Raw genomic sequence first — 11,714 nt, forward strand, 5'->3', positions numbered from 1 at the left:
CATGGTCTGTCCCCGCCCCGAAGGTGATCCATTGGGAACCGTCATGCACCTGGAAGTTGGTACCGTCCCATCGCATGGAACCTGCCACCCCATTGGAGGTGCTGCCGATACGCAGACCCCCAGCAACATCAAGCTTCTGTATAGGGGTCGATACATCGACACCTACGTTTTGGGCTTGGCCACAGACCGCTGGTGCAATGAGCACAATTAATAAGTATATCTTTTTCATCTTATCAGAAAGTATCAATTCTTTTTGGTGCAAGGGCTATCCAATCCATGAAGATCGTCATGTTCAATCAACGTGATTCACAACTTAAAGTTGCTAAAAAGCCCGGTAGCAAATTAAGGTATCAATCAATTCATTTAAATTTCCACCTGTTCCAATATAATGCTAAACCAACGCATTGAGATGAACATCATGAGCCAAATAAAGGTGCGCTCGCAACAAACCGCAGGTGTCTTTATCATACTGTTAACCATCATTCAAGCCTTCCCTTGCGGCATTCACGTGTTTGAACTTTGGGGCTCATTTGCCCATTTTACACTGATTTTTGCTGTACTGGCGGTTATTTTTTCGCTCATCCTCCAATGGAGGGTTCTACTTATTTACGCAATCGCTTGTTTCTGTATTAGTGGAACCTTAATCTTTCCGCATTTCGCTTCAACCATAGGCGCTGGTTCGGAGGATTTTAAAATAGGTGAGTTCAACCTGTACCATGGTAATCCGACACCCGAAGCTGCCATTGAAACATTAAGAAACGCAAATGTGGACGTTTTCACCATCCAGGAACTGAATGCCGACTGGAATTCAATGATGGATGCGGCATTTGAAGAAAATTACCCCTTCAAAGTGGTGGATCCTTGGGGCCAATGCTGTTACGGTATCGGGCTTTATTCAAAGTTTCCGATTCTAACCTACGAAATTGTTGTTCTTGGACGAACGCCTGCCATAAAGGCAATCATTGACATCCGCGGACGACATACGATGGTAATTTCACTACACACCAGACCGCCCATTGCCCCGAATGAAACTCCAGAACGTAATGAGCAGCTGGAAAAGGTGGCCGAAATGGCCGCTGAAAGTGAGATTCCGTGCATTGTTCTTGGCGATTTCAATATTGTGCCGTGGGATGGAAAATTCAAGGATTTCCTGAAGATCGGGAACCTGAAAGCGGTAAGAGACGGTTTTCAGGCCACGTACCCCATGGATCTCGGTGTTCCGCTCATTCCCATCGATCACATCACCTATTCCGGGAACCTGATTCCGACCTCTTGCGAAGCCGTTACCATTCCCGGTTCTGACCACCGTGGGCTAGTGGTGGGTTTTGCTTTTGAAGATTGATGATCTTTATCGGCCATGTTTCGGGCAAGCCTACTCATATTGCTTCTGTTCGGTTCGATGAATGCATTGGCGCAGATCACGCAGACCATCCGTGGTCGTGTGGTGGATGCGGTAACCCAGCGCGGACTGCCAGGCGCCAGTGTGGTTGTTTTGGATACAAGCGCATTCCGAGGCGCAGCCACCGATATGAACGGAGAGTTCAAAATTGAGAACGTTCCTATCGGGAAGGTGACCCTCAAAGCCTCCTTTATCGGGTATGAGGACCAACTGCTGCCCAACATGACGCTGACGCCTTCCAAGCAGTTGATCCTGACCATTCAGTTGCAGGAGAAGATCAATAAGGTGAATGAAGTGGTGGTGAAGGCCAACCGCGATATGAGCGAACCACTGAACGAGATGGCCACGGTGAGCGCACGCACGTTCTCGGTGCAGGAAACGAGGCGTTTTGCCGGTTCGTGGCAGGATCCTGCCAGAGCAGCCGCTGCCTTTGCAGGTGTGCAGGGCGGTTCGGACGAGCGCAACGACATCATTATCCGTGGAAACTCGCCCACGGCCGTGGTGTGGCGATTGGAAGACATCAACATTCCCAACCCGAACCATTTGAGCTTTTCGGGCAGCACGGGCGGTCCCGTCAGCATCCTCAACAATAACATGCTGGCCAACAGCGATTTCTACACGGGTGCCTTCCCGGCAGAGTTCGGCAACGCCAATGCTGGGGCATTTGACCTGAACCTGAGGCGTGGCAACAACGAGAAGCGCGAATACTATTTCCAGCTGGGATTGAACGGAGTGGAGTTCGGACTGGAAGGGCCGTTCTCCAAAAAGCATCCTGCCTCGTACCTCGCTTCCTACCGTTATTCTACCATGGCGCTTATTGGCCTCATGGGCATCAACTTCGGCATTTCGGCCATTCCGCAGTACCAGGACCTGACCTTTGTAATTGATGTGCCGACCCGCAAAAAGGCAGGGCGTTTTACCCTTTGGGGCATCGGTGGCATCAGCTCCATCCACATTACCGAGAATGCGGGGTTCAGCCAGGCGGGAGAGGAGAAACGCGACCAGAAACTGGGATCCGACATGGGTGCGGCAGGGTTGACCCACCTCATCTTCTTTGGGCAGAGGAACAGTTTGAAGACCACCGTGGCGGCCACGGGCATCCAGCAATGGCAAACCGATTTCGGGTTCATTGAGACCGATTCCACCAGCATCAGCTACCTGAACCAACGCAACAAGAACGTGACTTTGGGCATCAGCGTCCACTCCATCCTCAACACCAAGTTCAACGCAAAGAACAGCCTGCGAACAGGCATCATCTTCGACCAGAAATTTGTCTCTTACCTCGATAGTTCGTTGACCGCACTCGGACAGCCGTACCGGGTCAACCTCAACATCAACGACAACTTCGGGCTGGCGCAGGTGTACAGCGAACTGCACCATCGTTTTTCGGAGCAGACTTCGGCCAACGTGGGGCTGCATGCGCAGATGAGCACGCTCAACACCTCATTTGCCATTGAGCCGCGTATCGGATTCAAGTGGAAACCGCATCCGCGGCATGGGGTTTCCATCGGTTCGGGCATGCACAGCCAGATGCTGCCGGCACTCACCTATTTCTACCAGACCTATTTGCCGAGTGAAAATCGCTACGTGCGTACCAATCGCAATCTCGGTTTCATGCGAAGCGTACATGTGGTGCTGGGTTACGATTGGAGTGTGCTGCCCAAGCTGCGCTTGAAGTTTGAGACCTACTACCAGTACCTGTATGACGTGCCAGTTGAGCCTATGCCATCGTACTTCAGCATGGTGAATGCGGGGGCGAGCATCGGAGACCTGCAGGTGGCCGACAGCCTGGTGAACCAGGGCACGGGGCAGAACATGGGGCTGGAACTGACCATTGAGAAGTTCTTCGACCGGGGGTACTATTTCCTGCTCACGGGATCGCTGTACAACAGCACCTACAAAGGCAGCGATGGGGTGGTGCGCAATTCGGCCTTCAACGGCAATTTTAACAGCACCGCGCTGGGCGGTTACCAGCTCAAGATCAGCAAGAAGAACACGCTATCGTTCGATACCAAAATCACATGGACGGGCGGCATGCGGTACGTACCCATTGACCTGGATGCCTCTAAACTGGAAGGCACCACCGTGCGCGATGCCAGCCGTGCCTTTGAGGAGAAGTACAAGAACTATTTCCGCATGGATTTCAAGATCAGCTTTGCGTTCAATGGCAAACGCGCCTCGCACAGCCTGGCGTTCGACCTGCAGAACATCTTCAACACCAAGAACATCTTTAGCCAGAGCTACAACCCGCAGACCCAACAGGTGGAGACCAAATACCAACTCGGCTTTCTTCCGCTGGTGTATTACCGGGTGGAGTTCTGATTGAACGGAAATTGCGCTTATTTTAGCAAGTCCATCCCCGTCCTATGCTCGACAAGGTCAAAGAGTTCGTTTCCGCAGCCTCCTATCTGGGGCCTCAGGATATGGCGGCCATGATTCAACTTGTATCCATCCGCTGCTTCAAAACAGGAGAGGTGTTGCTGAGAGTTGACGACCTCAACCACAACATGTATGTGGTGTTGAAGGGGCTTCTCCGTTCCCATGTGATTAAAACCAATGGGGAAGAACGGACCGTGTATCTGGCCAGTGAGGGCATGATAACCGGTTCTTCAAGGACGTTCGTCACAGGCAGTGCCTCCTTGGAAACAGTTAGCGCCATTGAGGATACATGGGTGGCTGTGGCGGACAGGCGCAGGTTCGAAGAGCTTGCAGACGAGCGGCCGGGCGTGCAGAAGTTCTACTTGGACCAGATGAAAAAGACCCTCTTCGAAGCCGTGACACGTTTGGAGTTCCACACGGTGATGAGTCCCATGGAGCGTTACCAAGGACTGATGAAGGAGCGCCCCGCCCTTGTACAGCGCGTACCGCAGATCTACCTGGCCTCCTATCTGGGAGTTACGCCCGTTTCTCTCTCGCGCATCCGTGCAAGAATAGCCTCTGAGAAGAAGCAGTAGACCGTTTCTTATTAGCGATTGTTAATTCTCAGTCCATTGGGTTAAGGGAGTTTTGTAACTCATCAAAACCCCTGTCGTCATGAAACCATCCATCAAGACGCTTGCAGTTCTAATTGCAACACTTTTTTCCGTCAGTTCCTATGCTCAGCAAGGAATGGGCGTAGGCACCAACACCCCATTGGAAATGCTCCACGTGACCGGAGCCATCAAAGTGGGCACAGACATCAACAATTCCAGCGCGGCACCTTCGGGTGGTGCTGGCACCATCCGTTTCAAGGCGGGGCAATTCGAGGGTTGGGATGGAACCTCTTGGATCCCGCTGGGTGGTGGTGCCGATGCAGACTGGACCATAAGTGGAAACGATATGTCCAATACCAACACGGGCAACATCGGTATCGGAACCACAACGCCTGACAGGCAGTTGAACATCGAATCGGCCACTGGCCCGCAGATGCTCTTCACCCGTAACGACAACAATACCACCGATGGCGAGGTGATGGGCGAACTGCTGTTCGACAATAATGACGATACAGCCCCATCGAGTGTGGATGCTGCGGCCGTTATCCGCGCCACCGCTTCAGGTCCGCAAGGCAATAGCAACAAGGGCGGCAACATCCTTTTCCTCACCAAAAACAATGCGGCCGGGGGCGCAAACGCCACCGAGATGATGCGTATTGCGGCAAATGGCAATATAGGCGTGGGCACTTCCACTCCCGTTCAGAAACTGGATGTGGCAGGCTCAATCCGAATGGTGGATGGCAACCAAGCGATCGGTTACATCCCCGTTTCTGATGCCAATGGTAAAATGACGTGGACCGACCCGACCGGGTTGGTAACAGGTGATGCGTGGGGACTGACCGGAAACGCGGGTACAACACCCGGAACCAATTTCATAGGAACTACCGATAACCAGGCCATTTCATTCAAAACCAATGACCTGGAGCGAGTACGTGTTGCGGCCAATGGCGCATTGGGCATAGGAACAACAACACCTAACACTGGTTCGTACGGTACCACCAACAGGATTGACATACGCGATGAAAATGGCAACCTGAGCGACATCTCCCAAACCGTTGCAGGAAATGGCTATCCGGGTTACTATTTTGTTAAACAGAAAGGGACCTTGGCAGGTCCGTTGGCAGTTGGTTCTTCGGACATCCTCGCCAATATTGAGGCCGCACTGTATCGTGGTAACGGATTTGCGCCAGCGGCCCGTATCCGTTTCAAGGCAGATGGCGCTGTCTCCGGAACATCTTCACCAGGCTCGATCGGGTTTTTCACAACACCGGTAAATGCAATCCAGCCCTCTGAACGCCTGACCATTAAGAACAGTGGAAATGTGGGTATAGGCACAACCAACCCCGTTCAGAAACTTTCTGTTTGGAACGGGGATGCGATCATTGGGGGCAATCAGAACTTTGTAAGCCGTGGGATGACCATTTACGGGGCCCGTCAAGGAACCAGCAATACCACATGGAACGCATACACGCAGGGCCATGCGTTCATCAACTTCGACAACTATGACGCAGACAATTCATCCACACAGTATACAAGCGCCATCATCACTTCCTCGAACACACCTGGCAGTGACGATGGAGACCTTCGATTCTTTACAACCAGCAATATGATTGTTGCAGAGGCCATGCGCATCGACCATCTGGGCAATGTGGGGATCGGAACTGCCCCGTCCCAAAAGCTGCACGTGGCAGGTTCTATCCAAATGGTTGATGGCAACCAGCAGGCTGGTTACATCCCTGTTTCAGATGCCAACGGGAAAATGGTGTGGACCGATCCGTCCACGATAGCAACTGAACCACAGACATTGAGTGTTTCAGGAAATCAGGTAACCCTTAGCAATGGTGGTGGCACCGTAACAGTTGACGATGGCGACTGGACCATAAACGGAACCGACCAGTATTCTGCGGTAAGTGGCAATGTGGGTGTAGGAACAACGGGGCCATCAGCCAAATTGGAGGTGTCGGGTTCTGATGTGACTGCCAATGGAACGGGTTCCGCCATCAGGATCAGGAATACCGCTGCGGGCGGAGACGCATGGGTTTTCAGGGTCGGAGCCACCGGAAACAACACTCCCGCAGGAGGTTTTTCCCTTGCAAACCCTTCAGGTTATCACATGGTGTTTGATGCTTCCGGAAATGTGTGCCTTGGGTCGAATACTCCAGAAGCTCACCTTCATGTTTCCAACAGCACCACAGGGTCTTCAGACGGCATCAAACTCACCCAAGGAGCTGCGAACTCGCTTATCTACCATAATTCCGATAATGATCTGATCATCCGTAAAGCGGCACAGACCGATCAGTTGGTGTTGGATAACGATGGCAACATAGGCATTGGCCTGATCACCCCTGGTTCCACACTCCATGTATTGGACCAGCTTACAGGAGTAGATAATTTCATTGCCACAGTAGAAAATAAAGCGAACGCTGGAGGATATGCCAATGGACTTTTGGTCAAAGCAGGCCAGAACACGCAATCGGTCAATAACCGTTTCATTTCTTTCCGAAGACCGGATGGCACAGAGATTGGTGCCGTGCGTCAGACCAGTTCCTCTGGTGTTGACTACAACACCACCTCAGATGAGCGCCTGAAGACCAACATCACTCCTACAGCCAAAGGCCTGCAAGACCTTATGCAAATCGAGGTGAAGGATTACGTGTACAAGGAAGACCCCAAGAAGCCGCAAACGGGTTTCATCGCACAGCAGGTCTATCAGCATTACCCCAATGCCGTATCTGTTGGTGGCAATGATGCCAAGACCGACCCGTGGATGATGGATTACGGAAAACTCACTCCACTTCTGGTAAAGGCCGTGCAGGACCAGCAGGCTTTGATCGAGCAATTGATCAGCGAGAACCAAGACCAGCAGAAGCGGATAGAGGAGTTGGAGGCCCAGCGGTAAATCGCAGCCACAGGAAAGCCCCGCTGGTCCCTGAGCGCGGTCGAAGGGCAGCGGGGCGTTCTTTCTCTCCAATATCCATCACGGCATCGGAGCCAACGTAAAGTTCTGGTCCGGATAATCGTTGCCCGGTTCCACCTCTATGGGCAGCGTGGCCGTGGTGTAGCCCGCCAGTTGCGCCTGTAGGGTAATGTCCCAGGCCTCTTCCACATTATCGAAACTGAAATTATACGCCCTGAAGGTCGTACCGCCCATATATGCCAGTCCCGCTATCATAGCAATAAGCGGTCATGGTAACATGTCCGCGCGGCATCGACAAATGGTATCGTCAGGATGAAATATCACCCCTCGGAAAGTGTCCCGATCATATAAGGTGTAATTTTCGTGTCTGAGATGGTCGGACACCCACCCCCAACCTAAAATAAGAGCGTTCCTTATTTTAAGTTAGTTACTCATGTTAAAATAGCGTGGCTCTTTATTTTAACTTTGTCCCTATGGAGGCGTTCAGGTCGGGACATTACAAGCAGCAGTACCAGTACAAGAGCTTCATGCCCACGCTGCTCAACGAGCCCTTTGAGTGGCGCAGCGATGCCGTTCTCACCCTCATGGAAAAGGCATCGGCCAAGCTCGGGGAACTGACATCCTATAGCAAGATCATCCCCGACATCAACTTCTTCATCGGGATGCACAAGACCAAGGAAGCGACCACTTCCAGCAGAATCGAGGGAACCCGCACAAGCATAGACGAGGCGGTGATGACCGAGAAGAACATCGACCCTGAAAAGAGGGACGATTGGGAAGAGGTGCAGAACTACATCAAGGCCCTGAACCATTCGCTGGAAAGGATGCACGAGCTCCCCTTGTGCATGAGACTGCTACGTGAGGCACACGGGCATCTGCTTTCAGGTGTACGCGGTAAGGACAAGCTGCCGGGTACGGTACGCACCAGCCAGAACTGGATCGGTGGTGCCGACATCCAGAGCGCGAGGTTCATACCCCCGCATCATGACGACCTGCCAGAACTGTTGTCCGACCTGGAGCACTTCTGGCACGATACCGAACGGGATCTGCCCTTCCTGATAAGGACGGCCATCACCCACTACCAGTTCGAGACCATCCACCCGTTCCTTGACGGTAACGGACGTATCGGAAGGCTCCTGATAATGCTTCAGATGATCCACTACGGCCTGCTGGACAAGCCCATCCTGTACATATCCGACTTCTTCGAGAGGAATCGCTCCGAGTACTACGATGCGCTGATGGCGGTGCGGACATCGAACGAGATGGACCACTGGCTGCGGTTCTTCCTTACCGGGGTGATCGAGACCGCGGAGAAAGGAAAACACACCTTCGATCAGATTGCCGTACTCCGTACGACCTACGAGAAACGTATCCTCCTGCTTGGGAAGCGGGCCAAGCTGGCGCAGGGGCTACTGGTGAAGATGTACTCGAACCCCATCATGTCCCCTCGGGACGTGGAGGCCGAGCTACAGATAACTGCCGCCACAGCGAACAGTCTGCTGAGAGCGATGGAGAAGGAAGACATCATCGTGGAAAGCACCGGTCGTTCTCGGGACCGATTGTACGTGCTACACGAATACCTCGCGATCTTCCGAGCATAAAAAATGAAATGCCGACAATAGGGTCGGTCAAAGCCTCCGGTACAAAGTTGCAGAATTATCTATCAGGATGGCTGCCTACAGAGCCCATGAGCCGCCTATGGTGAGCCCAGATGCAAATGCCTCGAAAACGTTCAAAGGGGGTGTGCGTGAAAAGAACGCTCCGTGACGCGACCGAAAGCCCCTTTACCTCAATGAGGATGTGGGTTACAGCGTAACGGGGACACGAAATTCCTGTAAAGGACGGCTTAATTTAGGGACAAGACCGATAGAGACGCATCGCACCCTTAACGCACACAGGATGTTGGTTTTGATGGTGATTTGTTTCTACCTTGTGTCATTGTTAACCCAAGATCAACCGTCATGAAATTCAAAAAGTCAGGATTTGTAGTGGATGGCACGGTGGAGGTCATTGACAGGCTTCCACCGGGCAATGCTCACCCCGTACGTAAGGTGCTGCGCACCATGGAGGTGGACCAGACCTTGTTTGTGGCCCGTGAAGATTGGACCCGCACGGGCAAAACTCCACTGACCATGATGAACGAGGTAAGCAGGGAACAGAAGAAGGAATTCGAATTCTGGGTGGCCACCGATGACAGCGGCTGGTACATTATAAGGGTGGCGTAAACGGTGGCCGAGGCCAAATGTAATTTGCAAATTACACTATGCCGTTCTGCCTTGTTGGGCATTGTAAATGCCTATATTGCAGCACGTTAAAACAACCAACGGCAAAGCTGGCTAACGATAATAGTTTCTTTAGCCAACTGTTGGGGTTAATTTGAAAAAGCCGTCTGAAAACTCGGCAGTAAACTGAAAGCAAATCATTACTAAATCATTGACAACTATGGGACAATTACACTCTTGGAAACCAATCTTCATTCTTACGCTATTGACGGTTTGTTCCTCAACCTTGCTTGGTCAAATAACCACCACGAAAGTTGCTCCAATCAATGATAGAATTGAAACTGCCGTTTACGATAGCATGACAAATTATATTGGGAAAAACATCCACCAATACATTGGTCAAGAACTATACTTAAATCAACTCCCCGAAAATTTTCAATCCTTCGGTTACATGAACTTCTTGGTAGATTACAGCAAAAGCGCATTTGAGAAGGGAAATGTTTATAAAAGTTCTGACGGGTTTAATTCAGACTACAAGGCAATAGCTGGGAAATATTTCAAAGTTCTTGACATTATTAAAGCTGAAAAACAAAACAGTATATCTGGAGCGACTTACTATTTCCTAAAGTTAGAAGAGAAAACAAGCAAGGATATTTTGTACTACAAGTTGGCTGTGAACAACAGCACCCCAAAAGAAATTGATCACTTAGTTAATAAAGAAAAAGGTATACCTGCATTCCCATTCATTATTACTGGATACTTTGAGAAGCAAAAAGACCTGTCAGTTGGTAAAACCTTTGTTTTCTCTGATAGAGTACTGAAAAATGCAACAGACATTGAAACGGGAAAACCAATTACTAAGAAGATAAAGGAAAACTGGAAATGTATCGACTTAACAATCGAAGATAAAACCTTCATTCTCTCATTTGTTTTCCAGAATTCGGAAGGAGAAAAAATTCTTGTTCCCGCTTCAAGCGTTAATGGTCAATACAGTAAAGGCAGAACGTACACGCTCTCAGCTGCAAACAAATATTCCGGACTGTTCGGAGAAGAGAATTTTGAAAAAATACTTTCAGGAAAGGTTGTAGTTGGAATGACAGATGAAATGTGCTTGCTTTCTTGGGGCGAACCAAAAAGTAAAAACATCACTACCTCAACGGGCATTAATTCTGAGCAATGGGTTTACGATGGAAACTACTTATACTTTGACAACGGCATACTTTCCACAATCCAATAATTATCTCCCGTCATCAAAATTGAATTTAGTCAGTGTAATTCACGCAAGCTCTAAGTAAACTAAGACATTGTATCAGGAACATTACACGTTTCATACGCCTGACCATTCTAAAACTGTTTGGCGGTACATCGACTTCACGAAACTGGTAGACCTTTTGATCAACGAGCAGTTATATTTCTGCCGCTCTGACAAGTTTGAAGACCCATTTGAAGGTACATTTCGTTGGGCTGACTTTAAGGAGGGGGAATACGAGTTTTCCAGTAGAGAAATGGAAACCAAAAAATTCTATTTCCTCAATTGCTGGCATATCAATGAAGTTCAATCAGACGCAATGTGGAAGATTTTTCTTGAAACTAAGAATGGAGTTGCGTTAAAATCAACGGTTGGGGACATCATCAACGCATTAGCAGTTGCAAAGGATGATGTACACATTGGAGAGGTTTACTACCGTGATTACAGTAAAGTGACGTTTTGGGAACTTATGAATGAAGAACAGAACAAAATACCTGGAGGACCCGGATCAAGCCTCAACCAGTTCAATTATAAACGGCTCAGTTTTGAGCATGAAAAGGAACTTCGGCTTTACCACGTTGACACTCCTATACCCCATGCTCAAAAAGGCATTGAACCCAGAGAACCCTTGACGGAAAAACGAATAGCTGTAGACGTTGACACGCTCGTAAATGAAATCGTTGTAGCTCCTTTTGCGGAAGAATGGTTTGTCAAATTAGTATCTCAACTGGTCTCTCGACTTGAACGAAATTTCCCTGTGACACAATCTGACCTGTACCAATTGAAATAAAATAAAAAACTAACCCCAACAATGGTAACTGATGCGCAACCCCCTTACGCGTCAGAATACGATCACAAATGAGTCCGCCTAAGGCGGATTTTTTGTTGGCAACACCTTTTCGGTTTCTCAGAAAATGGGGGCCGGACAGGGGCTTAAAATGGCCCATATATGGTC

10 protein-coding genes are annotated in these 11,714 nt (G+C 50.0%); 8 read left to right on the forward strand and 2 right to left on the reverse strand.

Annotated elements, in window-relative coordinates:
* Positions 1 to 229 (reverse strand): hypothetical protein (locus GC178_10165; GenBank protein MBI1287932.1); only part of this gene is annotated, 229 nt, incomplete at its 3' end.
* Positions 230 to 388: 159 nt separating this feature from the next.
* On the opposite strand from GC178_10165, the gene GC178_10170 reads away from it, so the two are divergent.
* The 4 genes from GC178_10170 (at position 389) to GC178_10185 (ending at position 7,270) form a co-directional block, all read left to right on the forward strand.
* Positions 389 to 1,342: a hypothetical protein gene (locus GC178_10170; protein ID MBI1287933.1), complete on the forward strand. Its 954-nt coding sequence runs from the start codon at positions 389 to 391 to the stop codon at positions 1,340 to 1,342.
* A gap of 15 nt (positions 1,343 to 1,357) precedes the next feature.
* Positions 1,358 to 3,721, forward strand: coding sequence for a TonB-dependent receptor (locus tag GC178_10175; GenBank protein ID MBI1287934.1), 2,364 nt, complete (start codon positions 1,358 to 1,360; stop codon positions 3,719 to 3,721).
* 44 nt (positions 3,722 to 3,765) lie between these two features.
* Complete coding sequence (locus GC178_10180; GenBank protein ID MBI1287935.1) at positions 3,766 to 4,353, forward strand: cyclic nucleotide-binding domain-containing protein; 588 nt, start codon at positions 3,766 to 3,768, stop codon at positions 4,351 to 4,353.
* 79 nt (positions 4,354 to 4,432) lie between these two features.
* Entirely contained in the window at positions 4,433 to 7,270 is a 2,838-nt protein-coding gene (locus GC178_10185; protein ID MBI1287936.1) for a hypothetical protein, read from the forward strand.
* A gap of 78 nt (positions 7,271 to 7,348) precedes the next feature.
* Here GC178_10185 and GC178_10190 read toward each other — a convergent pair whose 3' ends face one another.
* A complete protein-coding gene (locus GC178_10190; protein ID MBI1287937.1) occupies positions 7,349 to 7,543 on the reverse strand; it encodes a hypothetical protein in 195 nt (64 codons plus the stop codon).
* 218 nt (positions 7,544 to 7,761) lie between these two features.
* Here GC178_10190 and GC178_10195 point away from each other — a divergent pair, with 218 nt between their 5' ends.
* The 4 genes from GC178_10195 to GC178_10210 all read left to right on the forward strand — a co-directional run bounded on the left by GC178_10195 (position 7,762) and on the right by GC178_10210 (position 11,549).
* Positions 7,762 to 8,889 carry a Fic family protein gene (locus GC178_10195; GenBank protein ID MBI1287938.1) on the forward strand — a complete coding sequence of 376 codons (1,128 nt, stop codon included), beginning with the start codon at positions 7,762 to 7,764 and terminating at the stop codon, positions 8,887 to 8,889.
* Between the two features lie 360 nt (positions 8,890 to 9,249).
* Entirely contained in the window at positions 9,250 to 9,513 is a 264-nt protein-coding gene (locus GC178_10200) for a hypothetical protein (protein MBI1287939.1), read from the forward strand.
* Positions 9,514 to 9,868: 355 nt separating this feature from the next.
* Positions 9,869 to 10,747, forward strand: a complete 879-nt coding sequence (locus GC178_10205; protein ID MBI1287940.1) for a hypothetical protein — start codon at positions 9,869 to 9,871, stop codon at positions 10,745 to 10,747.
* A 154-nt stretch (positions 10,748 to 10,901) separates the two neighbouring features.
* A complete protein-coding gene (locus GC178_10210) occupies positions 10,902 to 11,549 on the forward strand; it encodes a hypothetical protein (GenBank protein ID MBI1287941.1) in 648 nt (215 codons plus the stop codon).
* Positions 11,550 to 11,714 lie beyond the last annotated feature (165 nt).

This window comes from Flavobacteriales bacterium, assembly GCA_016124845.1.
In the GTDB taxonomy this organism is placed as follows: Bacteria; Bacteroidota; Bacteroidia; order UBA10329; family UBA10329; genus UBA10329.

Excerpts from the sequence above, each read along its gene's own strand:
- GC178_10170 (MBI1287933.1), top strand. The coding sequence starts at position 389 with ATGCTAAACCAACGCATTGAGATGAACATCATGAGCCAAATAAAGGTG.
- GC178_10175 (MBI1287934.1), top strand. The coding sequence starts at position 1,358 with ATGTTTCGGGCAAGCCTACTCATATTGCTTCTGTTCGGTTCGATGAAT.
- GC178_10180 (MBI1287935.1), top strand. The coding sequence starts at position 3,766 with ATGCTCGACAAGGTCAAAGAGTTCGTTTCCGCAGCCTCCTATCTGGGG.
- GC178_10185 (MBI1287936.1), top strand. The coding sequence starts at position 4,433 with ATGAAACCATCCATCAAGACGCTTGCAGTTCTAATTGCAACACTTTTT.
- GC178_10190 (MBI1287937.1), bottom strand. The coding sequence starts at position 7,543 with ATGATAGCGGGACTGGCATATATGGGCGGTACGACCTTCAGGGCGTAT.
- GC178_10195 (MBI1287938.1), top strand. The coding sequence starts at position 7,762 with ATGGAGGCGTTCAGGTCGGGACATTACAAGCAGCAGTACCAGTACAAG.
- GC178_10200 (MBI1287939.1), top strand. The coding sequence starts at position 9,250 with ATGAAATTCAAAAAGTCAGGATTTGTAGTGGATGGCACGGTGGAGGTC.
- GC178_10205 (MBI1287940.1), top strand. The coding sequence starts at position 9,869 with ATGACAAATTATATTGGGAAAAACATCCACCAATACATTGGTCAAGAA.